General features: G+C 42.2%; 24 protein-coding genes and 1 pseudogene. 17 read left to right on the top strand and 8 right to left on the bottom strand.

Annotation, left to right across the window (positions count from 1 at the left end; translation table 11 throughout):
* Positions 1 to 12 precede the first annotated feature (12 nt).
* Entirely contained in the window at positions 13 to 189 is a 177-nt protein-coding gene (locus tag LC586_RS06830) for a hypothetical protein (RefSeq protein ID WP_229483837.1), read from the top strand.
* Here the strand turns inward: LC586_RS06830 and pdxH are convergent.
* Positions 138 to 782 carry a pyridoxamine 5'-phosphate oxidase gene (pdxH, locus tag LC586_RS06825; RefSeq protein WP_100901663.1) on the bottom strand — a complete coding sequence of 215 codons (645 nt, stop codon included), beginning with the start codon at positions 780 to 782 and terminating at the stop codon, positions 138 to 140. The two genes, LC586_RS06830 and pdxH, sit on opposite strands and share 52 nt — an antisense overlap.
* A 130-nt stretch (positions 783 to 912) precedes the next feature.
* Between pdxH and LC586_RS06820 the strand changes: the two genes are divergently transcribed.
* The 4 genes from LC586_RS06820 to LC586_RS06805 all read left to right on the top strand — a co-directional run bounded on the left by LC586_RS06820 (position 913) and on the right by LC586_RS06805 (position 4,410).
* Positions 913 to 1,998, top strand: a complete 1,086-nt coding sequence (locus tag LC586_RS06820) for an AI-2E family transporter (protein ID WP_229483836.1) — start codon at positions 913 to 915, stop codon at positions 1,996 to 1,998.
* On the top strand, positions 1,979 to 2,164 hold the full coding sequence (locus tag LC586_RS06815; RefSeq protein ID WP_229483835.1) for a hypothetical protein: 186 nt from the start codon (positions 1,979 to 1,981) through the stop codon (positions 2,162 to 2,164). The genes LC586_RS06820 and LC586_RS06815 overlap by 20 nt, the downstream gene beginning before the upstream one ends.
* 18 nt (positions 2,165 to 2,182) lie before the next feature.
* A complete protein-coding gene (locus LC586_RS06810; RefSeq protein ID WP_229483834.1) occupies positions 2,183 to 3,010 on the top strand; it encodes a segregation/condensation protein A in 828 nt (275 codons plus the stop codon).
* A gap of 230 nt (positions 3,011 to 3,240) precedes the next feature.
* Complete coding sequence (locus LC586_RS06805) at positions 3,241 to 4,410, top strand: nucleotidyltransferase family protein (protein ID WP_229483833.1); 1,170 nt, start codon at positions 3,241 to 3,243, stop codon at positions 4,408 to 4,410.
* Between the two features lie 264 nt (positions 4,411 to 4,674).
* Here the strand turns inward: LC586_RS06805 and speA are convergent, their stop codons facing one another.
* A complete protein-coding gene (gene speA, locus LC586_RS06800) occupies positions 4,675 to 6,687 on the bottom strand; it encodes a biosynthetic arginine decarboxylase (protein WP_229483832.1) in 2,013 nt (670 codons plus the stop codon).
* Positions 6,688 to 6,928: 241 nt separating this feature from the next.
* On the opposite strand from speA, the gene ndk reads away from it, so the two are divergent.
* Positions 6,929 to 7,378 (top strand): nucleoside-diphosphate kinase, encoded by a 450-nt coding sequence (ndk, locus tag LC586_RS06795; protein WP_229483831.1) that lies wholly within the window; start codon positions 6,929 to 6,931, stop codon positions 7,376 to 7,378.
* 127 nt (positions 7,379 to 7,505) lie between these two features.
* Here the strand turns inward: ndk and LC586_RS06790 are convergent, their stop codons facing one another.
* Positions 7,506 to 8,228 (bottom strand): TerC family protein, encoded by a 723-nt coding sequence (locus tag LC586_RS06790; protein WP_229483830.1) that lies wholly within the window; start codon positions 8,226 to 8,228, stop codon positions 7,506 to 7,508.
* 272 nt (positions 8,229 to 8,500) lie between these two features.
* Here LC586_RS06790 and LC586_RS06785 point away from each other — a divergent pair, with 272 nt between their 5' ends.
* Both LC586_RS06785 and LC586_RS06780 read left to right on the top strand, forming a co-directional pair.
* Positions 8,501 to 8,770 (top strand): type II toxin-antitoxin system ParD family antitoxin, encoded by a 270-nt coding sequence (locus LC586_RS06785; RefSeq protein WP_229483829.1) that lies wholly within the window; start codon positions 8,501 to 8,503, stop codon positions 8,768 to 8,770.
* Positions 8,770 to 9,063 carry a type II toxin-antitoxin system RelE/ParE family toxin gene (locus LC586_RS06780; protein ID WP_229483828.1) on the top strand — a complete coding sequence of 98 codons (294 nt, stop codon included), beginning with the start codon at positions 8,770 to 8,772 and terminating at the stop codon, positions 9,061 to 9,063. Before LC586_RS06785 ends, LC586_RS06780 begins: the two co-directional genes overlap by 1 nt.
* Positions 9,064 to 9,380: 317 nt before the next feature.
* Here the strand turns inward: LC586_RS06780 and LC586_RS06775 are convergent, their stop codons facing one another.
* Entirely contained in the window at positions 9,381 to 9,680 is a 300-nt protein-coding gene (locus LC586_RS06775; protein ID WP_229483827.1) for a hypothetical protein, read from the bottom strand.
* Positions 9,681 to 9,923: 243 nt separating this feature from the next.
* Between LC586_RS06775 and LC586_RS06770 the strand changes: the two genes are divergently transcribed.
* The 5 genes and pseudogenes from LC586_RS06770 (at position 9,924) to LC586_RS06755 (ending at position 12,384) form a co-directional block, all read left to right on the top strand.
* Positions 9,924 to 10,025 (top strand): DUF433 domain-containing protein, encoded by a 102-nt coding sequence (locus LC586_RS06770; protein ID WP_229483826.1) that lies wholly within the window; start codon positions 9,924 to 9,926, stop codon positions 10,023 to 10,025.
* A 142-nt stretch (positions 10,026 to 10,167) separates the two neighbouring features.
* Positions 10,168 to 10,326, top strand: a pseudogene (locus LC586_RS41085) (DUF433 domain-containing protein); the annotation flags it as partial.
* A 1,367-nt stretch (positions 10,327 to 11,693) separates the two neighbouring features.
* A complete protein-coding gene (locus LC586_RS06765; protein WP_229483825.1) occupies positions 11,694 to 11,870 on the top strand; it encodes a DUF6888 family protein in 177 nt (58 codons plus the stop codon).
* Positions 11,867 to 12,136 (top strand): DUF6887 family protein, encoded by a 270-nt coding sequence (locus tag LC586_RS06760; protein ID WP_229483824.1) that lies wholly within the window; start codon positions 11,867 to 11,869, stop codon positions 12,134 to 12,136. The genes LC586_RS06765 and LC586_RS06760 overlap by 4 nt, the downstream gene beginning before the upstream one ends.
* A complete protein-coding gene (locus LC586_RS06755; RefSeq protein ID WP_229483823.1) occupies positions 12,133 to 12,384 on the top strand; it encodes a type II toxin-antitoxin system RelE family toxin in 252 nt (83 codons plus the stop codon). The genes LC586_RS06760 and LC586_RS06755 overlap by 4 nt, the downstream gene beginning before the upstream one ends.
* 103 nt (positions 12,385 to 12,487) lie before the next feature.
* Here the strand turns inward: LC586_RS06755 and LC586_RS06750 are convergent, their stop codons facing one another.
* From LC586_RS06750 to LC586_RS06735, 4 genes are all read right to left on the bottom strand, one after another.
* Complete coding sequence (locus tag LC586_RS06750; RefSeq protein WP_229483822.1) at positions 12,488 to 12,928, bottom strand: hypothetical protein; 441 nt, start codon at positions 12,926 to 12,928, stop codon at positions 12,488 to 12,490.
* A 68-nt stretch (positions 12,929 to 12,996) separates the two neighbouring features.
* Positions 12,997 to 13,686, bottom strand: a complete 690-nt coding sequence (locus LC586_RS06745; RefSeq protein WP_229483821.1) for a hypothetical protein — start codon at positions 13,684 to 13,686, stop codon at positions 12,997 to 12,999.
* Between the two features lie 92 nt (positions 13,687 to 13,778).
* Entirely contained in the window at positions 13,779 to 14,528 is a 750-nt protein-coding gene (locus LC586_RS06740) for a Uma2 family endonuclease (RefSeq protein WP_229483820.1), read from the bottom strand.
* Between the two features lie 30 nt (positions 14,529 to 14,558).
* Positions 14,559 to 15,203, bottom strand: coding sequence for a restriction endonuclease subunit R (locus LC586_RS06735; protein ID WP_229483819.1), 645 nt, complete (start codon positions 15,201 to 15,203; stop codon positions 14,559 to 14,561).
* A 444-nt stretch (positions 15,204 to 15,647) separates the two neighbouring features.
* Here LC586_RS06735 and acs point away from each other — a divergent pair, with 444 nt between their 5' ends.
* The 4 genes from acs (at position 15,648) to LC586_RS06715 (ending at position 19,561) form a co-directional block, all read left to right on the top strand.
* Complete coding sequence (gene acs / locus LC586_RS06730; RefSeq protein WP_229483818.1) at positions 15,648 to 17,621, top strand: acetate--CoA ligase; 1,974 nt, start codon at positions 15,648 to 15,650, stop codon at positions 17,619 to 17,621.
* A 126-nt stretch (positions 17,622 to 17,747) separates the two neighbouring features.
* Complete coding sequence (locus tag LC586_RS06725) at positions 17,748 to 18,233, top strand: DUF4365 domain-containing protein (protein WP_229483817.1); 486 nt, start codon at positions 17,748 to 17,750, stop codon at positions 18,231 to 18,233.
* 4 nt (positions 18,234 to 18,237) lie between these two features.
* The gene (locus tag LC586_RS06720) at positions 18,238 to 18,714 is read left to right on the top strand and encodes a DUF4365 domain-containing protein (RefSeq protein WP_229483816.1); all 477 of its coding nucleotides are present in this window, start codon (positions 18,238 to 18,240) and stop codon (positions 18,712 to 18,714) included.
* A 166-nt stretch (positions 18,715 to 18,880) separates the two neighbouring features.
* A complete protein-coding gene (locus tag LC586_RS06715) occupies positions 18,881 to 19,561 on the top strand; it encodes a tetratricopeptide repeat protein (protein WP_229483815.1) in 681 nt (226 codons plus the stop codon).
* Positions 19,562 to 19,626 lie beyond the last annotated feature (65 nt).

The following is a 19,626-nucleotide window of genomic DNA, read 5'->3' as shown; positions in this document are numbered from 1 at the left end:
AGAAAATTTATCTTGTCCCCCTCATCCTCCTCATCCTCCTCATCCCCCTCATCCCCCTCATCCCCCTCATCCCCCTCATCCCCCTCATCCCCCTCATCCCCCTCATCCCCCTCATCCTCCTCATCCCCCTCATCCCCTCACGGTGACAACCGCTCAATTTTCCAAGTGTCATTATCTAAACGGCTATAGAGTAAGCGATCGTGCAGACGGCTGGGGCGGCCTTGCCAAAACTCAATTTCTGTGGGGATCACTCGTAAGCCTCCCCAATGAGGCGGTCGGGGAATCTCCTCATTTTCGTATTTGCTCTTAAACTCCTGCAAACGTCGCTCTAGGACTTCTCGGCTTTCTATCACTTCGCTTTGATTAGATATCCACGCACCCAGGCGACTGTTGGCAGGGCGACTGTGAAAATACTGGTCGGACTCAGTTTCGGAAACTTTCTCTACATACCCCGAAATCCGCACTTGACGTTCCAGTTCTGCCCACCAGAACACTAAAGCCCCTTGAGGATTTTCTGCCAGTTCTTGTCCTTTGTGACTGTTGTAGTTGGTAAAGAAGGCAAAGCCCCGTTCATCAAAATCCTTGAGTAACACCATTCTGGCTGAGGGCTTACCGTCTGGTGTAGCGGTAGCAATGGTCATGGCATTGGGTTCTGGGAGTTGCGCTACTAGTGCCTGATCGAACCATTTTTTAAATTGGATAAACGGATTGAGGTCAACTTCAAGTTCGCTCAAACCTTCCAAGGTGTAGTCTTTGCGAAGGTCAGCTACGGTTTTGTCCATTTTGATTTACTTCCTTGTTATCAGATACGCTTATACATGTCTTTGTTAAAAATATCTATGATGATGATGATCAGCACCATCAAGAATTTTACAAATTCTCTTAAAGAATATCTAAAATAGGTTGCATAAGATGCGCCGTTCGGCCTCCCTTCAACGCCTGTTAATTTATGGTCTAAGCGGCCCGATTATCGCTCTCAATGTCTGGCTGCTGTCTGTGCTTTTTCGCTATTTTCAGCATCCCATTACTGTCTTGATCATTGCAGCGATTTTGGCTTTTCTACTAAATTACCCGGTTAAGTTCTTTGAACGTGCCCGGATCACGCGCACTCAGGCGGTGATCATAGTTTTACTTGCAACATTAACCCTGTTTGGGATTCTGGGCGTTACTCTAGTGCCGTTGATCATTGATCAAACAGTTCAACTGTTAAATAATATCCCTGATTGGTTAGGCGCCAGTCAAGCAAACTTAAAGCAGTTTGAGATGCTGGCAAAACAACGACGTTTGCCAATTGATTTGAGGGTTGTGAGCAGTCAAATCAATGCCAACATTCAGAATCTGGTACAACAACTAGCTTCTGGTGCAGTGGGATTTGCTGGAACACTGCTCTCAGGATTACTTGACGTAGTGTTAGTAATCGTGCTTGCATTTTATATGCTTTTATATGGCGATCGCGTCTGGTATGGTCTGATCAATCTTTTGCCCTCTAATATCGGAGATCCCCTCACCGCATCCTTGCGCCTAAATTTTCAGAACTTTTTCCTCAGCCAGTTGTTGCTAGGACTGTTCATGGTGCTAACCCTGACGCCAATTTTCTTAGTGATGAAAGTGCCCTTTGCCCTGTTGTTTGCCATATTAATCGGTATCTCGGAACTCATTCCCTTTATCGGGGCATCTCTCGGCATTGGTCTAGTGACGATTTTAGTCCTGCTGCAAAATTGGTGGTTGGCAGTTCAAGTTGCGATCGCGGCAATTCTCATGCAGCAGCTTAAAGATAACTTGTTAGCTCCCAGGTTACTCGGCAACTTTATTGGGCTTAATCCCATCTGGATTTTCGTAGCTATTTTGATGGGATTTGAGATTGCTGGGTTATTGGGGACGCTTGTTGCTGTTCCCATTGCTGGTACTATCAAAGGCACTTTCGATGCGATCAAGAGCGGCAAGCCAAGTGACTTTGTATCAACTGTCACTATTGCTCATGACTCGCCGCCTGATTGAGAGGGCAAAGGGGCAGGGGGCAGGGGGAGCAGGGGGAGATGAGGGAGCAGGGGGAGATGAGGGAGAAGAATTAATAACCAATGCCCAATGCCCAATGCCCAATGCCCAATGCCCAAAGTTGCACAATCTGATCTCACAATTCACAATGGTGATTGATTCTGATTAATTAACTTAGAACCCGTTAATGGAAGCTTCCAAGCTATTAGAAACAATCACACTCCTGATTTACCAAGCCCAACAGGGAGAAATTGATCCTTGGGATGTCCAAGTGATTGAGGTGATTGACCGTTACTTAGAACTGATGGCACCGGAGGCAATAGGAAGAGGTTATGAATCGGACTTGTCTCAATCTGGACAGGCATTTTTGTCAGCATCAATGCTGGTATTATTCAAAGCCAATACCTTGATGCAATTGTCAACAGTAGAAGATGTCCAGGATTGTGTAGTAGATGATGCCCTATTGGAAGATGAAGACGGAATATCACATCAGGGTCATCGTCTACCATTAGAACGGCAATTGCGTCGTCGTCCATCGGCAATGCCGCCACCAAAGCGCCGCGTGACTCTGCAAGAGTTAATCAAGCAATTGCAGATTATGGCGAACCAGCTAAAACAGGTAGAAAAAGTCAGCAAACCTATCCGTCCCAGACGGCTGCCTAGCGTCCAAAGTATGCGGGAGGCGCTGGAGTTAGCTCACCAGGAAAATCTGACGGAAGTAGCTAGGGAACTAGAGCAGGTGTTGAATGTGTCGGCAAGGGAGCTAAATTTAGAACAAAATTGGTTGAATCTAGAACAACTTGTAGAGTTATGGACTCAGACAAAGCTTCTCAACCAAAATGGGTCTGGACATGATTCTAAACACAGTCATTTAGTTAGCGTTTTCTGGGCGCTACTGTTACTCTCGGCTCAATCGAAAGTAGAGCTATTTCAAGAGGAGTTCTACCATGAGATTAAAGTTCGGCTACTTACATCAGCTAAGACTGGTAAACCTTTTGAGCAGCCGATGAACTAACAAAGCGATAAGTAGCATTACAGATAATTTATAGATTTTTGATTCAGTCCCAAAATCCGAGTAAATTGAAAAGATAAGCGATCGCTTGTCATCTAAGTATACCTATGGTTGCAATAACCACTATATTCCTGTTATCCCTGTTTAAGGGATAACTTAGAGCAGAAATAAAAATTGATGATTAAGTATCACTCGATAAAAGTAAACTGGCTTGTGGTTGAGGAATAAATTTTATGAAAGCGATGATTCTCGCGGCTGGCAAGGGTACTCGCGTGCGTCCGATTACCTATACAATTCCCAAACCAATGATTCCCATCCTGCAAAAGCCAGTGATGGAGTTCTTGCTGGAACTGTTACGCCAACATGGATTTGACCAAATTATGGTCAATGTTAGTCATTTGGCTGAGGAAATAGAAAACTATTTTCGTGACGGTCAGCGGTTTGGGGTGCAAATTGCCTATTCCTTTGAAGGGAAAATTGATGACGACGGGAAACTGGAAGGCGAAGCAATTGGTTCAGCTGGAGGGATGCGCCGCATCCAAGACTTCTCGCCCTTTTTTGACGATACCTTTGTGGTGTTGTGCGGTGATGCTTTAATTGATTTGGATTTAACTGCGGCGGTTAAATGGCATAGAGCTAAAGGGTCGATCGCTACTATTATTACAAAATCTGTCCCCAAGGAAGAAGTTTCTAGCTACGGTGTAGTAGTCACTGACGAAGAGGGGCGTGTTAAAGCTTTCCAAGAAAAACCTTCAACTGAAGAAGCCCTCAGCACCAACATCAACACAGGTATTTACATCTTTGAGCCAGAGGTGTTTAACTATATCCCCTCTGGTGTCGAATATGACATTGGTGGCCAATTGTTTCCCAAATTGGTAGAAATCAAAGCTCCCTTCTACGCCATCCCTATGGACTTTGAATGGGTAGATATTGGTAAAGTACCAGATTATTGGCGGGCGATTCGCGGTGTACTGCTGGGTGAAATCAAGAATGTGCAAATTCCTGGTCATGAAGTTGCCCCTGGCATCTACACTGGCTTAAATGTCGCCGTAAATTGGGACAAAGTGGATATCACAGGCCCAGTTTACATTGGCGGTATGACGAGAATAGAAGACGGAGCTAAAATTGTCGGCCCAGCGATGATTGGCCCTAATTGTTGGATATGTAGTGGCGCAACAGTAGAAAACAGCGTGATTTTTGAATGGTCGCGCCTGGGGCCAGGAGTCCGTTTAGTCGATAAGCTAGTGTTTGGACGTTATTGCGTGGATAAAACTGGCGCTGCAATAGATGTTCAAGCGGCTGCTCTAGACTGGCTGATTACCGATGCCCGTCAGACTCCGCCATCACATACGCCTCTTGAGCTACAAGCGATTGAGGAATTGTTGGGAACAAACGCAACTTAAAGTTTGGAGTTTGGAGTTTGGAGTTTGGAGTTAGAAGTTAGGAGTTTGGAGTTTGGAGTTAGGAGTTTGGAGTTAGGAGTTTGGAGTTAGGAGTTTGGAGTTAGGAGTTTGGAGTTTGGAGTTTGGAGTTTGGAGTTTGGAGTTTGGAGTTAGGAGTTTGGAGTTTGGAGTTTGGAGTTATTATTTCGTGTTTTCCTCTTCACTTCTAACTCTTAACTTTATTCCTAACTCTTCACTCCTCACTCCTAACTTTATTCCTAACTCCTAACTATTTAGATACGTATATCTTCTGAGACTCTGCTCGTAGGTTTGTAGCAGTCGCTGAGATTCTGCTAGGGTGATGCGCTTTTCTTCTAATGCTTTCTCGCAACGCTGGCGAATGTTTTCCACCATATCTTCGGAGTCATACTGAACGTAGCTTACCACTTCGCTCATGGTGTCACCTTTGACAATGTGTTCAATCTGGTAGCCTTTGGGCGTCAATTGGATGTGAACGGCGTTAGTATCCCCAAATAAGTTGTGCAAATTGCCCATGATTTCCTGGTAAGCTCCATTCAGAAACATTCCCAAATAATAGGGTTCTCCGGGCTTGTAGGTGTGCAACTCTAAAACCGATTTGACATCGCGTAGGTCTATAAAGCGGTCGATTTTACCATCACTATCGCAGGTAAGGTCTGCCAAAATCCCCCGCCGCGTTGGTTCTTCATCCAAGCGGTGGATTGGCATGATTGGGAATAGTTGATCGATCGCCCAGCAATCTGGTGCTGATTGAAACACTGACATGTTGACGTAGTAGATGGAAGCCATGATTTTCTCTAGGTCTTCCAGTTCATCGGGTACGTATTCTTGCTGTCTAGTGATGTTGAGAATTTTCTGACAACAAGCCCAGTAGAGGCGTTCGGCTTTGGCTCGTTCTCTGAGGCGTAATATTCCTAAGTTGAAGCGGCTAATGGCTTCTTCTTTGAATTGTGCAGCGTCGTGGTAGAATTCCTGATAATTCTCTTGGTTGATGGATTGGTAAGTTTCCCAAAGATAATTAATAATCGGGGATTCTCCCTCTTGTGGAGGTTCTGGTGAATCGAGAGGGACATCACTAGTACTGAGAACGTCGAAAATCAGCACCGACTGATGCGAAGCGATCGCTCGTCCACTTTCACTAATCAGTGTTGGTACGGCAATCTGCCGCTCTGCACAGGTATCTTTTAACTCTGCCACAATGTCGTTGGCATAGTTTTGCATGTTGTAATTTTTCGATGCATAGAAGTTGGTTTGGGAGCCATCATAATCTACGCCCAAGCCGCCACCAACATCAAGGTATTTCATATCTGCCCCCAGCATCGACAATTCCACATAAATGCGGCTGGCTTCTTGGATGGCATCTTTAATCACATTAATGGCAGAGATTTGTGAGCCGATGTGGAAGTGCATTAACTGCAAAGAATCGAGCAGGTTAGCTTCGCGTAACTTGTCAACAGCCTCGATTACTTCAGGCATTGTCAAACCAAATTTAGCGCGATCGCCACTAGAGGCTCCCCAACGTCCCATACCTTGCGTACTGAGTTTAGCACGAACACCTAATATCGGCTTAATACCTAACTGACGATTGGCATCAATCACCAAATCAACCTCTTCAATCTGTTCTAAGACGATGATTGGTGTTTGCCCTAGTCTTTGGGCTAACATTGCCGTTTCGATGTATTCTCGGTCTTTGTAGCCGTTGCAAACTAACAATGCTCCTGGTGTATCCAATACAGCCAGAGCAATCATTAATTCTGGCTTGGAACCGGCTTCTAAACCAAATTGATGGGGTTTGCCAAACTTGACTAAATCCTCAATCAAATGCCGTTCTTGGTTGCACTTGACGGGAAACACGCCACGGTAGACACCAGGGTAATTATAGCGGGCGATCGCTTTGGCAAAACAAGCATTCAACCGCTCAATCCGATCTTCTAAAATATCGGAAAAGCGAATCAACATGGGAAGTCCCAAGTTGCGCTGCTTCATGGCGTTGACTAATTCAAACAAGTCAAGAGATCCCCCGCGATCGCCCTTGGGTGACACGGTAACGTGTCCAGCAGCGCTAATGGAAAAATAAGGTTGTCCCCAACCTTCAATCCGGTATAAGGCTTCACTATCCTCAATTTTCCAGGAGCGAGGTAAATCTCCTGTGGTAGGACTAGGTGGTAACAGTTTTTTTTGCTTATGATTTTTCACTTCTTTGTGTCCATTGGACGGCAGTACCACCTCGTCAGATGTAGCAGTTGAATCAACACCCATTTCTTCCTAACCTCTGTTTTTCGCCCACGATTTAACAATTTAACGCATTCATTTGGGAACGTATATGCACCCAAGGATAATTTCTGAGATAAACTCTGATTGGTCATTAGTCATTGGTCATTAGTCATTAGTCATTAGTCATTGGTCATTAGTGGAAAACCCTTGGACTCAAGACAGAGGATTACAAAGGACAAAGGACAATTGACCAGATAAAAAATTCATTAAGTTTTTGGAGATAGCTTTGGAACGTACATTCTTAGCAATTAAGCCAGATGGAGTACAACGGGGATTAGTGGGGGAAATTATCCGTCGCTTTGAAACTAAAGGTTTTACCCTAGTTGGTTTAAAGTTCCTGAAAGTCAGTCGGGAATTGGCCCAACAACACTATGATGTTCACCGGGAACGTCCCTTTTTTGCTGGTCTAGTGGAATTTATCACTTCTAGCCCAGTGGTGGCGATGGTATGGGAAGGTGATGGTGTTGTTGCATCTGCCAGAAAGATTATTGGTGCGACCAACCCCTTAACATCAGAGCCAGGAACGATTCGCGGCGATTTTGGCATAAATATTGGTCGCAACTTAATCCACGGTTCTGATGCTCCAGAAACCGCGCAAAAGGAAATAGCCCTATGGTTTAAGGATGAAGAATTAGTCAATTGGCAACCACATTTAACGCCTTGGTTGCACGAGTAATGGAGAGTTAGGAGTTAAAAGTGAGGAGTTAGGAGTTAAAAGTTAGGAGTTAAAAGTTAAAAGTTAGGAGTTAGGACTTAGGAGTTGAAAATTAATAACTCCTCACTCCTCACTCCTCACTCCTCACTTATTTAGAGACTTCGCTCTTTTCTGGTTCTACTTGGGTCAATTCAGTGCCAACACGCTTGGAAAATCCCCAGCCTAAAATCAGGAAGATGGCAGCAATCATAATCCATTCTGGTGGAACTAAATTATCGTTCACCACTTTCAATAACAAGCGCAAGCCTACCAACGCTACAGTTACATAGCCTGCGTCTTCTAGGTTTTCATATTCGTCTAGCCAACGGATAAACAATCCCGCCATGAATCGCAGCGTAATAATACCAATTGTTGCACCCGTCAGCACTAGCCATTTTTCTTGAGAAACTGCGATCGCAGTTGTCACGCTATCCAAAGAAAATGCCAAATCTGTAAATGCAATCACGGGTATTGCTTGCAACAATGAATTAAAACGCGGCCCGTGATGGTGATCGTCGTTGGCTTCTTCCGAGGTAAAGTGTTGGAATACCAACCACAGCAGATAAGCAGCGCCCAATAATTCAAATTGCCAGAATTGTTGCACCCAAGTGGCAGTGAGTATCAGGGTGATTCGCAGCACATAAGCAACGACTAAACCAAAGTTCAAAGCTTTACGCTCAAGTTCTTTGTCTTCTAGCCCCCTAGCGATCGCAGCCAGGGCGATCGCATTGTCGGCAGATAACAGCGCCTCTAAAAGCACCAGGATCAGCAGAACTATAGGGGCTTCAACGCTGAAGTGAAAGTCGAGGTAATCAAAAATTCGGTCTAGCATTCCGGGTTTCTCAAGCAGAAAAAATTAAAATTTGACAAGAACAGAGATTTATATATTAAAAATCGCAATAAATTGCCACTCTAATTCAGCTTAACGTGCTTGTGGTGAATTTTGAAGAGGGTTAAATGTGTGCGATCGTAATTCGAGTGGGGTAATTTGCGTATAAGTCAATACACCAAAAGTTTTAACATCTAGCTTAGTGCGATCGCAATGGACTGCTGTCAGTTCGCATCTAGAATTAGAATATGAGAACAAAAATATGGTAATAGTTTATGAATATTTCCTTAACGACCCAGCTTGAGCAGTTTATTCAAAGTCAGGTTGCAAGCGGGAAGTATACCTCATCAGAAGAAGTGATTCTTGCAGGTATTAGGCTCTTGGAGGAACGAGAACGTATTTACAAGGGTCGGTTTGAGGAACTACAAAAAGAAATTATGATTGGGGTTGAGCAACTCGATCGCCAAGAACGACTCGACGGTAGAGAAGTAATCGAGCAACTGCGTCAAAAGAACCAAGCTTTGAGAAAGACTCAGGCACAATAATGAGTTTATATTTTTTATCGCCCCAAGGTGCAAAAGACTTACAAGAAATTAACGATTACCTATTTGCTGGAAATCCAGATGTTGCAGATAGATTACTCACACTCATCACTCAAAAGTTGGATACTTTGGCACAGTTTCCCAGTATGGGGCGCAGACGGGATGAACTTTTACCTGCGTTGCGAAGCTTTCCAGTTGATGATTATTTGATATTTTATCGCCCAATTGCAGAGGGGATTGAAGTTGTGCGGATAGTGAGTGGCTATCGTGATTTAGAGGCGCTATTTTCTGATTAAAATCACTGCTTTTTGGGTTTAGCACATTGCTCATACGTGTCAACTTAACGTAAAAGCCATGTCCCGCAAGGAACTAAAGTTCCTTGCTAATAGCGAAAGTCATCTAAAGATGACTAAATAATCCGAAAAATCTTTAGTCTACTTTAGTAGACTTTAGCTAAAAGCCAAAGAACTTTAGTTCGAGGCAGGCGAGTCAGCTAACAGTTAAGCTACTTTTAGCTTAAGTTGACACCAATGCACATTGCTAAACCCTTACGACAGATGAAGTTCAAGTAGGGTGCGTTGCGCTGCACGACAACGCACCATCTAGATATGTCCTATTGCATTAAAATCTGACGGATTAAAATACTCATTACCTCGCCTGGGTTGGCGGTTGGTAGTAGCGGACTCCAATCGCCGATGCTGGCGTAGCCAATCACTTGCAGATAGTGAATTGTGCTAGTAACTGCTTTTGGAGAACCTATTAATAAATGTTTAATCGGTTCTCTTTTCGGTAATTGATTTTCAGAAGATTGATTAAGGATGGGTGTATTTAAGTTTTCGCCATCTAAGTACTGTTGTAATTCTGATTGGGCGAACTTCTGATTTTTTACAAACTTTTGTACTTGTGTCATCATTGTAATTGTCTCCCAGAATGGGGGTTTACAGAAAGGCGATCGCAGATTCTTGGCAGAGGGCGATCGCCTTTCTTATTTGTAAGATATAGTATAATTTTATACTTGCAAATCCCTAAATAAAAAATAAATTAACAGTCAAAAGTATTTATTTGTAGCTAGAATTATTTTTTTGCCGTCGTTATTTCGCATCTAGAATTAAAATATGAGAACAAAAATATCGTAATAATTTATGAATATTTCTTTATGAATGACACACGTCTACAACGCATTACTCATAATCCAGATATCTGCCACGGTAAACCCTGTATTCGAGGACTTCGTTATGGGAGCATCCCAAATGTGTAAAAATATAATTTGTCATTGCGAGCGGAACGTAGTGGAGCGAAGCAATCGCAAAGTACGGTTGTTGCGATTGCTTCATTCCGCTTCGCTTCATTCGCAATGACCATCTACGATCTTGGTAAAATTGCAAAATTGAGATGCTCCCCTTCGTTATCCAGTTGAGTTGATTTTAGAACTGCTTAGTTCTGGTATGAGTACTGAAGAAATATTGAAAGATTATGACGATTTAGAATCTGAAGATATTTTGGCTGTCTTGTTATTTGCTGCTCGACTGTGCCAAGTCAAAAGCATTAGACCTCTTGCAAAAGTCCCTAACACCCCACCCCCAACCCCTAAGAGCTCTTCGGGAGGGGAGACAAAGCGTAGCTTTGGCGGGGTGGGGTTCAAATTGTTTGATTTATGCAAGAGGTCTATTCATCGAATTGCCTTATGAATCCTCTTGCACCCCACCCCAACCCTCCCCTTACCAACTACGGTGTACACACAAGTCGAAAAATTCTCTACCCACATTTTTGTCAGAGTGAAACTGTCACACTTACCGACATCCCGCCCAGAACTGAAGTTCAGCGGCTCATAGCTGAAGTCCACTAAGCGTGGACTGAATTAATCATTTAGTCCACGCTTAGTGGACTTTAGCTCAATACAGTTCACTTAAGAAAATTGTAGGTTGGGTAGAACGAAGTGAAACCCAACAAAGTCACGGAAGTGTTGGGTTTCATTCCTCAACCCAACCTACGTAGAGTTGAGTTTTAGGCTTAACTGAACTGTATTGGACTTTAGCTATGAGACTCGGAATTCATTCCGAGGCGGGATAGAAACGCAGTGCGAGATTTATTAATAAAGATATAACTGCGACAAGACTTGTGTGTACACCGTAGCCCCTTACCAAGGGGAGGGGGTAAACTTGCTCAATTTCCCCCCTTTATAAGGGGGGATTAAGGGGGGTGTCGTTTATTGAATTCGGGGAGTCGTTCATCGAATTCGGGGTGTCGTTCATCGAATTCGGGGTGTCGTTCATCGAATTCGGGGAGTCGTTTATTGAATTCGGGGAGTCGTTCATCGAATTCGGGGTGTCGTTTATTGAATTCGGGGTGTCGTTTATTGAATTCGGGGAGTCGTTTATTGAATTCGGGGAGTCGTTTATTGAATTCGGGGAGTCGTTTATAGGACTTACGCATTGACAAGAAATACCAAATATGGAGCAAGGTTAAAAACCATATCTTTCGTAAGGGCACAGCAAAAGCTTAGCCCCTACAGCATGGTCTATTTCCGATCGCAGGATAATTAAGAAAAGCCTGAAAACTTCCTCAAGATAGGTAATGCACATCACGATGCATTTGTACAGTGCGTAAGTCCTATATTGCAACAATTGCTTAAACGTTTCTTATAAATGCTTCAACGTGAGTAACAATTGCTTCAGCATTGATAAGAAAAAATTGAACGATTGCAACAATTGCTCAAACTTTCTTATGAATGCTCGAACGTTAGTTACAATTGCTTCAACATTGATAAGAAACATTTGAACGTTTGCAACAATTGCTTAAACGTTAGTCACAATTGCTTCAACTGTGTAAGATTTTTATCCAAAATCTACGTTGACGACCTAAATAGGACAAATGTAAATAGGATCTGCAAGCAATTTACTATAATTTAATTTGCTAATGATGCTGAATGAAACCAACTAATGAACAAGGAATTGAATTATTTAAGGTGTGTCAGGATTTAACTCAGATGTACCTACCAATTTACTTGGTGAGATTAGATGAACGGACAACACGCATTTACATTCTGGCTGGACAAAGCTTTGAAGTAGAAATATTGCCAAATGGGAGGGTAAGATATTTATGACTAAGGCAAATTTTCAAGCGATGACCAAACAAGAGTTAAGAGCTTATGTGTTGGAACATCGAGACGATCAAGAAGCTTTTCATGCATTAACGGACAAACTTAGAGAAGAGCCAGGGATTGAAATTACCTCAACAGAGCAGATGCATGAGCTAATTGAAGCAAGGTTAGATGAGGCTGATGCAAGAGATGCTTATAAGGTACTAGAGGAAATTGCAGGGCTGGGGACAACACCCTTTGAAGACATTAAAAGGGAGCTAGGAATATGAGCTACCAAGTAGCATTAGCACCTTCGGCTGTGCAGAAAATTGCAGAATTGGACTCAGATGTGCAGCAACGACTAGCACAAAAGTTAGAAGAACTAGCATTAAATCCACTTCCAGAAGATGCTCACCCATTGAAGGATACTGAACGGTTGTATAAGGTTCGTTTGGGTGAATACCGCATTATTTACCAGATTCAGGAGCAACCCTTGCTAGTAACAGTGATAAAGATTGCACATCTCAAGGATTATTAAAGCTCGTCTGTAAAAGCGATCGCTTATATTCCACCCAATCGTAACCAAAATAAAACATGAAAATCCTTGAGTTCTTCAATCTACCACTACGCAATTCCAAATCTCACAAAATCTCTGCCAATTTTCCCACCAGAGTATTTGCTAAATCCAATAACCTGATATCATCTGTATTAATACTATTTCCTTCACCAGCTAACAGATTTTTTACAGCAGATAGCCTGTCATCTGCTTCAGAAATTCTCCAAGATTCATCTAAGTTTACTGCAAAATCAAACAGCGATCGCTCTCCTAAATGCTGTCTTACTTTCACAGCTACACTATCATTACTTACCAAAAATTCCTTAATACTATCTAATTGAAAATTACCTAATATTTCGTCATGTCCCCACGTTTCTAGCCAGTCTCCCTCCACATCTTCAACGTAAATATTCACAAAATCAACCCCATAAGTTAGCCAGTTCTGCTGCATTTGTCGCGCTGTTGCTAAAGCTTCAGCAAATGTATCTACTTGATTGTTGCAGTGAGTTTCTCTTTTATTAGCCATAAAAGCTCTAATTAGCACGTAAGTATGTAGGCTAGACACAAATCTGAAATATCAAATTCCTGAAAAGTTCACGAAAATTTTAAATATTTGCCACCAGAAAGGTAATCACTGTTATACAGGGCCACGTTGACTAACTGGTTGACAAAATTAGCATCTTTGGGATTGTAACTTAAGAACAGCCCCCTCTCGATTTCCCACGATCGCAGTGTATTTTGCCAAGCTTCGTACTTTTGGTGATTAAGTTCTTCACTAACACTGGTAATTTGAATGCACAGTGGTTGATTGTTACGACTAACAATTAAATCTGTTGCCATTGAAAGGTCGGCTATATAACGCTGCCAAAAACTACCTTCTCGTTGAACTATATCTTGGGCTATTGATCTAATGATATCATTATCAACCTGATTAAATTCGCCTGCCATCAATTTTTGCTTCCAAATATAAAACTTGGAGTCACTTGCATTGATCCATCTGGGAAAGAGATAACCATACCAATATCTCTCAATGGGCGTCATCATCTCGAACTTTGCTTTTTGTTCTTCTTCTGAAGGTAAGGATTTGATTATCAGCCAAATTGTAGAATCTGTAATTACCTCTAGCAGAAAGGCAGTGACAAAGGGTTTTGCAGTCAGGGAACCTGGTTTTATGTCTTTTACCCAACGATTGATTTCATCTAATCTTCTCGCTAAATTATGATCTATCGAGGAGGCTTGGAGGGTAAGGGACTTTAGCTGATCCTTAATTTCTTTTGCTTGCAAACGATGCCCTACTTTCAGAAGATTACGCTTTTTTTACACACTTTTAACTAGATTTTAACTTGAAAATGTCTTTAGTTAATTTCCTGATGTCATTAAATATTCTCTAGGTCGATGCCCTGTGTACGTAAAACCTCCCGCAGTCGAGCAATTTCTTGCTCTGCTTGTTCGGCGCGTACTTCTGCCTGTTGGACACGTTCTTCTGCCTGTTCGGCACGTAAACGTTCTTGTTGGGCCAATTCTTCTGATGATAGTATCAATTGATTTTCAGTAGTGAAGAATCTTAATTTACCTTCATAAACTCCCAAATAAAGTTCTAACTGCTGACTCCACAAACGTCCATCAGTAGTTACTTGAATTTCTTGATACTTACCATCAACTAAATGAAATCCCTGAAGTTCCATTGTTACAGGGTCAAACCAGAAATAATCTGGTGTACGGAAGGTATCTTGGTAAACTTGTTTTTTTAAACCTTTATCAACTGCTGCCGTTGAACTTGACAAAATTTCCACAATCAGGTTGGGATATTTGCCGTCTTCTTGCCAAACTACCCAACTCTTACGGTCTTTTTTCTCGGTTCCCAAAACTACAAAAAAGTCTGGGCCACGGAAATGTTCTGATTTTTTCTGGTTAGGACTGTAATAAATCGTCAAATTTCCAGAAGCATAGAAATCTTGCCTTTCTCGCCACCATAATTTGAGGATGCGAATCAGCAAATCGATTTGTTCTCGGTGTAGGTCACTTTCCAAGGGTGGTTCGTCACTCAGTATATCGCCAGGAGGAAAAATAACTTCGTCGTCTGAAATATTATCAGAGATGATTTCTAGGGTAGCAGGTTCAGACATCAGCGATCGCTCCGCGATTCTACGTTCATTTTACTGAAAATTCGGTAACTTGCAGACGGCTTTAAGAACTTGTAATAACTTTATTGCACCTGGAGATTCATTCAGATTTAATAATGGTATTAACTGATAAGTTGGCTGCACGTCACGTCTTAAATAAACAAATTGATAACGCAGTCCGTTAGTTACTAAACCCCAAACAGATGGTTGTTGGTCTAAACTTTTAAAAGCATAAGTGAGTAATTGAGGTAAACCCTCACCCACTTCAACCGCACTATTTTTCGTTTCAATTACTACAACCCAAAATGGCGGCGCAATATTACTTTGAGGATTGTTGATTGCTAAAATATCCATCCGTCCGGTAATTCTTCTGTCTTCATCTTCGACTGCGATCGCAATGCTATCTTCCATTGTCAACCGAATCGGCACATCGTAAAATCCAGCTAGCCGCATCAAGGGTGCGATCGTTAGAAATTTAACCAATCCTTCAGAAATTTTACGATCGCTTAAGTAACGATCAAAGTCGTTTCTGATTCGTAATAAATCCTGCTGTTCAAACTCAGATAGTGGTTCTAGAGTTAAGAAGTCTGTGAATGAACCATTTGAAAGCTTTTCTAATTTGAGAAAGCGATGAACATCGTTGAGAGATAAGCTGCTGGCTTCGACGGTGAGGGGCATAGTGTTAGGCTTTGCTTGTCAAGACTACTTATCTTATATTTTGCAACATTCCCGGTAGATATGACTTTTCACAGTATGTGGAAAACCTCTCTTCTATTTCTCTCTCCTTTTAGGAGAGAGACTTTGAATTTTCCCCCTTCCAGTAACAAAAGTTTTTCCGCTTCCCTCTCCTCGTAGGAGAGGGTTAGGGAGAGGTCGGGAAGGGGGATAGGGGGTTAGGTTAATCGTTGGCTTTTCCACATGACCTGAATTGTCAGTTTGGTAGATAGGTTGCAATGTAACCTCTTTACATTTGTTGATCGCTTGCTTTTGCTAGATAAAAATGAATGTAAACTAAATAACTCGGCAATTTCTACCTAGCTTAACGAAAATCTAAACATTGTCTAGCACAACTGAGCTAAGAATAGTTTTTAGTCACAATAGCGATCGCACTCATAACTAACCATGTCTCAACCAACTATAGAATCAATCCTACAAGAGAATCGCCTATTTCATCCTGCCTCGGAATTCTCGCAGAACGCCCATATCAAAAGTCTGGAAGACTATCAGCGTCTCTACGACAAAGCCAAAGCCGATCCGCAGCAATTCTGGGCAGATTTGGCTGGAACAGAATTAGAATGGTTCCAAAAATGGGATACGGTATTAGATTGGCAACCACCTTTTGCTAAATGGTTCGTTGGCGGTAAAATTAATATTTCTTACAACTGCCTTGACAGACATCTCACTACCTGGCGCAAAAATAAAGCAGCATTGATTTGGGAAGGAGAACCAGGTGATTCGCGTACTCTTACTTATGCCCAACTACACCGAGAAGTTTGTCAGTTTGCAAATGTATTGAAGCAACTGGGTGTACAAAAAGGCGATCGCGTTGGTATTTATATGCCGATGATTCCCGAAGCTGCGATCGCTATGTTAGCCTGTGCCAGAATTGGCGCACCCCACAGCGTAGTATTTGGTGGTTTTAGTGCCGAAGCTTTGCGCGATCGCTTAATTGATGCCACAGCTAAACTGGTAATCACGGCTGATGGTGGTTGGCGCAAAGATGCGATCGTTCCTCTCAAAGAACAGGTAGATAAAGCCTTAGCTGATGGTGCTGTTCCCAGTGTAGAAAATGTCCTCGTTGTCAAGCGCACCGGACAGGAAACTTATATGCAGTTGGGGGGACGCGATCATTGGTGGCATGATTTGCAAAAAGGTGCATCAGCCGATTGTCCCGCCGAACCAATGGACAGCGAAGATATGCTGTTTGTCCTCTACACTTCTGGCAGCACGGGCAAACCGAAGGGTGTAGTGCATACAACTGCTGGTTATAATTTGTATACTCATATCACCACCAAGTGGATCTTTGACCTCCAAGATACAGATGTATATTGGTGTACCGCAGATGTAGGTTGGATTACCGGACATAGCTATATTGTCTACGGCCCCCTTTCCAACGGTGCAACCACGGTGATGTATGAAGGTGCGCCCCGTGCTTCTAATCCTGGCTGTTTCTGGGATGTAATTGAAAAATACGGCGTTAATATTTTTTATACTGCACCGACGGCAATTCGCGCATTTATTAAGATGGGAGAACAACATCCCAATGCGCGAAACTTATCTTCATTGCGTTTGCTGGGAACCGTTGGCGAACCGATTAACCCCGAAGCTTGGATGTGGTATCACAAAGTAATTGGTGGCGATCGCTGTCCAATTGTTGATACTTGGTGGCAAACGGAAACCGGCGGTATCATGATTACACCATTACCAGGGGCGATTCCCACCAAACCCGGTTCCGCAACTCTTCCCTTCCCAGGAATTATTGCAGATGTCGTGGATTTAGAAGGAAACACCGTACCCAATAACGAAGGCGGTTATCTAGCAGTACGCCATCCTTGGCCAGGAATGATGCGGACAGTCTACGGCGATCCAGAACGCTTCCGCCGCACCTACTGGGAACACATTCCGCCTAAAGATGGTAACTATACTTACTTTGCTGGTGATGGCGCAAGGCAAGATGAGGACGGCTACTTCTGGGTAATGGGTCGTGTAGATGACGTATTGAATGTATCAGGACACCGCCTCGGTACAATGGAAGTAGAATCAGCTTTAGTTTCGCATCCAGCAGTTGCAGAAGCGGCGGTAGTCGGTAAGCCAGATGAACTCAAGGGTGAAGAAGTAGTTGCTTTTGTGACTTTAGAAGGCACTTATCAGGGAAGTGAGGAACTAAGTAAAGAACTCAAACTGCACGTTGTCAAAGAAATTGGTGCGATCGCGCGTCCGGGAGAAATTCGCTTTACAGACGCTTTGCCGAAAACGCGATCGGGTAAGATTATGCGGCGCTTGCTGCGGAATCTAGCCGCCGGACAAGAGGTATCTGGGGATACTTCGACATTGGAAGATAGAAGCGTGTTAGATAAATTGCGGGAAGGGGCGTAAGTAATGCAAATTTCTCAAAATAGGAGTCTGTTAACAACAAACTAACACAAAGCAATTCTTAATAATGTAGGGTAGGCAAAACAGCCTGCCCTTTGCTAAACAGGCTCAATTAAAATAGGTCTATAAATGAGAGATGCACTAGGGCAAAGAGGCGAAGCAATTTTTACAGTATTAATGACGGAATTTCATTCTCATGCTGGCCCTATTTTCAAGCCGCAGTTTTTAGGAGACAAATGGCAATATGTTGATTTTATTGTAGAGTTGGTAGGGGCTGGTAAATCTGTTCCTTATTTCTTTGTACAAGTGAAAACAACAAGAGAAGGTTATACTAAAAAATATAACCGATTGAAGGTGAAAGTGCGGCAAGAAAATGTAATTGGTTTAGCATCTTATCCAGCACCAACTTATATAGTAGGTATCGATGAAATTCATGAGTTAGGTTATATGGTTTCTGCAAATGGGGAAAGTCTTAAGTCTCTGTCAAGCCTTTCTACTCAATTTAAAATTATCAAACAAAATAGAGAACTGCTATGGCAGGAAGTTGATGATTTTTGGAGTAGATACCATACTAATCAGTTAGTTTCCAAATTTGCTGATCAAGACTGGAGATAAAACAATGAAAACCACAGTACCTTGGTATATTGAAAGACGGGCAGAATCTCTTGCCATTGTTTACTTAACTCGTCGTGATGACTTGATTGTTTCTCAGCCAACACCAAATCAAGGATTAAACTTTTTAATCACAATTACCAAAGATGGAGTTTCTACTGGAAGACTTTTTGGTATTGAAGTAAAAGCAACAGATTCTATATCGAATTTAAACAAGCATAATGATATTTTAAAGTTAGACAAAAATAGGTTGAGTAGACTAGAAAAATTCAAAGATTTCCCATTCCCAGTCTGCCTATTTTTCTTTATTTTAGAGAACGATCAAGGTTATTATAAATGGATTTTAGAACCTAAAATAGATGGACAAAAGCAAGTTAACTTGCACTTTAACGAAGATGAGGAACTGAAAAAACTTGATGACAAAGAAATAGCTAATATTATTTCAAGTGTAAATAGTTGGTATGACCAGAGAAATAATACATGATGCACATACCAATTTATTATAAAACAAATAGGTGCGATCGCCCGTCCCTAAAATTTTAATGACACCGTGTAGTCAGCATATTGACAAACTTTTTAGTGGATTGCAGACTTACTAATGCATCCTCACATTATTATAAGAATAGGACATTATTGAGGCATTCAGGGCGATGAAGGTAAAGCGCAAACTGAAATCAGCATTTGTTCAATCTTTGAGCGGCATGACGCTGAGTATTATCACTGTAATTGGTTTATCACCATTAGCGTTAGCGGTTCCTGCAAAAGTTTCTTTGCATTCGCCTAGACAGTCGGTTGAGAGACAACCACAAAAACTAGCACAGTTTTCAGACACAGGGCCATCAGAGCGATCGCAGATGCTGCAACAAGCCAATGCTTTATTTAATCAGGGAGAGTTAACAGGTGCAGAGGAAAATTTACGCAAATTCGTTAAACAATTCCCAGACGATGCCTTTGGACACTTTCAACTAGGAAATGTGCTTTTTCGACAAAAGAAACCACAAGAAGCAATTAGCTCTTATCAAGAAGCCATTCGCCTCCAGCCAAAATACGCTCTAGCTTACAATGCGATGGGTATGGTTTACGCAAGCCAAAGTCGCTGGGAAGAAGCCATTACTCAATATAAAAAAGCTCTAGAAATTAATCCTAATTATGGCGAAGGGCTAACTAATTTTGCGCTGGCATTGTGGCAAACAAATAAAAAAGACGAGGCGCTATCTTCTTTAGAAAAAGCTTTAAATATTTTCAAAGAACAGAATAGAGGTGAAAAAGTTAACCAAGTCGAACGAATTTTGCGAGAGATCAAAACTGCTGATGATCCTAGTGTTTCATGAAAATCACATTATTCCGTGGATAAAAGTTAAAAAGAGTTGCTGACGATTAGCTTTAAAGATGCTTT

This window comes from Nostoc favosum CHAB5714, assembly GCF_020829495.1.
Taxonomy (GTDB): domain Bacteria; phylum Cyanobacteriota; class Cyanobacteriia; order Cyanobacteriales; family Nostocaceae; genus Nostoc; species Nostoc favosum.
The sequence above is the reverse complement of the archived record's forward strand: the minus strand, read 5'-3'. Positions and strand labels throughout refer to the sequence as shown.

Excerpts from the sequence above, each read along its gene's own strand:
- LC586_RS06785 (WP_229483829.1), top strand. The coding sequence starts at position 8,501 with ATGAATATTTCCTTAACGACCCAGCTTGAGCAGTTTATTCAAAGTCAG.
- LC586_RS06810 (WP_229483834.1), top strand. The coding sequence starts at position 2,183 with ATGGAAGCTTCCAAGCTATTAGAAACAATCACACTCCTGATTTACCAA.
- LC586_RS06720 (WP_229483816.1), top strand. The coding sequence starts at position 18,238 with ATGAAAACCACAGTACCTTGGTATATTGAAAGACGGGCAGAATCTCTT.
- speA (WP_229483832.1), bottom strand. The coding sequence starts at position 6,687 with ATGGGTGTTGATTCAACTGCTACATCTGACGAGGTGGTACTGCCGTCC.
- LC586_RS06815 (WP_229483835.1), top strand. The coding sequence starts at position 1,979 with ATGACTCGCCGCCTGATTGAGAGGGCAAAGGGGCAGGGGGCAGGGGGA.
- acs (WP_229483818.1), top strand. The coding sequence starts at position 15,648 with ATGTCTCAACCAACTATAGAATCAATCCTACAAGAGAATCGCCTATTT.
- LC586_RS06805 (WP_229483833.1), top strand. The coding sequence starts at position 3,241 with ATGAAAGCGATGATTCTCGCGGCTGGCAAGGGTACTCGCGTGCGTCCG.
- LC586_RS06780 (WP_229483828.1), top strand. The coding sequence starts at position 8,770 with ATGAGTTTATATTTTTTATCGCCCCAAGGTGCAAAAGACTTACAAGAA.
- LC586_RS06735 (WP_229483819.1), bottom strand. The coding sequence starts at position 15,203 with ATGCCCCTCACCGTCGAAGCCAGCAGCTTATCTCTCAACGATGTTCAT.
- LC586_RS06740 (WP_229483820.1), bottom strand. The coding sequence starts at position 14,528 with ATGTCTGAACCTGCTACCCTAGAAATCATCTCTGATAATATTTCAGAC.
- LC586_RS06715 (WP_229483815.1), top strand. The coding sequence starts at position 18,881 with ATGAAGGTAAAGCGCAAACTGAAATCAGCATTTGTTCAATCTTTGAGC.
- LC586_RS06790 (WP_229483830.1), bottom strand. The coding sequence starts at position 8,228 with ATGCTAGACCGAATTTTTGATTACCTCGACTTTCACTTCAGCGTTGAA.
- LC586_RS06775 (WP_229483827.1), bottom strand. The coding sequence starts at position 9,680 with ATGATGACACAAGTACAAAAGTTTGTAAAAAATCAGAAGTTCGCCCAA.
- LC586_RS06755 (WP_229483823.1), top strand. The coding sequence starts at position 12,133 with ATGAGCTACCAAGTAGCATTAGCACCTTCGGCTGTGCAGAAAATTGCA.
- LC586_RS06725 (WP_229483817.1), top strand. The coding sequence starts at position 17,748 with ATGAGAGATGCACTAGGGCAAAGAGGCGAAGCAATTTTTACAGTATTA.
- pdxH (WP_100901663.1), bottom strand. The coding sequence starts at position 782 with ATGGACAAAACCGTAGCTGACCTTCGCAAAGACTACACCTTGGAAGGT.
- LC586_RS06820 (WP_229483836.1), top strand. The coding sequence starts at position 913 with ATGCGCCGTTCGGCCTCCCTTCAACGCCTGTTAATTTATGGTCTAAGC.
- LC586_RS06760 (WP_229483824.1), top strand. The coding sequence starts at position 11,867 with ATGACTAAGGCAAATTTTCAAGCGATGACCAAACAAGAGTTAAGAGCT.
- LC586_RS06765 (WP_229483825.1), top strand. The coding sequence starts at position 11,694 with ATGAAACCAACTAATGAACAAGGAATTGAATTATTTAAGGTGTGTCAG.
- LC586_RS06750 (WP_229483822.1), bottom strand. The coding sequence starts at position 12,928 with ATGGCTAATAAAAGAGAAACTCACTGCAACAATCAAGTAGATACATTT.
- LC586_RS06770 (WP_229483826.1), top strand. The coding sequence starts at position 9,924 with ATGAATGACACACGTCTACAACGCATTACTCATAATCCAGATATCTGC.